Annotated in this window: 1 protein-coding gene; it reads right to left on the bottom strand. The window is 55.5% G+C overall.

Going from position 1 to position 380, the window contains the following annotated elements:
- On the bottom strand, positions 1-296 hold a 296-nt coding region (locus EN884_RS38420; RefSeq protein ID WP_164895536.1), incomplete at its 3' end, for a TlpA disulfide reductase family protein.
- Positions 297-380: the final 84 nt, after the last annotated feature.

The raw sequence follows: 380 nt of genomic DNA, 5'->3' as shown, positions 1-380 counted from the left end.
GTCCGATAATTCAGATTCGGGAACTTCTCGGTCAGCCAGGCATCCACGTTGGTCCGCGCTTCGTCCGCGGTTGCAGCCTTTTCGCAAGCTGCGACTCCGATAATCTCAAATCCGCTGTCTTTATATTTCTCCTGCAGTTCGATCAAATGGGGCATGGCGTGGACACATGGTCGGCACCAAGTCGCCCAAAATTCAACGAGGTAGACCTTGCCGGGCCGAAGGCTCGTGAGGGGCTCGCCACGCAGCCAGTTCTCCACTTTCAGCGCAGGAGCCGGGGACCCCATACGCAGTTCCATCTTGGTGTCCAAAGTCATTCCACACCTTTCGTCTCTTTTGTCGCGGAATATTTTCCAGTCAAAATCGGACACGGTCTCGAGGGC

The sequence above is a fragment of the Mesorhizobium sp. M7A.F.Ca.AU.001.01.1.1 genome (assembly GCF_004022735.1).
Lineage (GTDB): Bacteria > Pseudomonadota > Alphaproteobacteria > Rhizobiales > Rhizobiaceae > Mesorhizobium > Mesorhizobium ciceri.
This window is presented reverse-complemented; position numbering and strand designations above follow the sequence as displayed.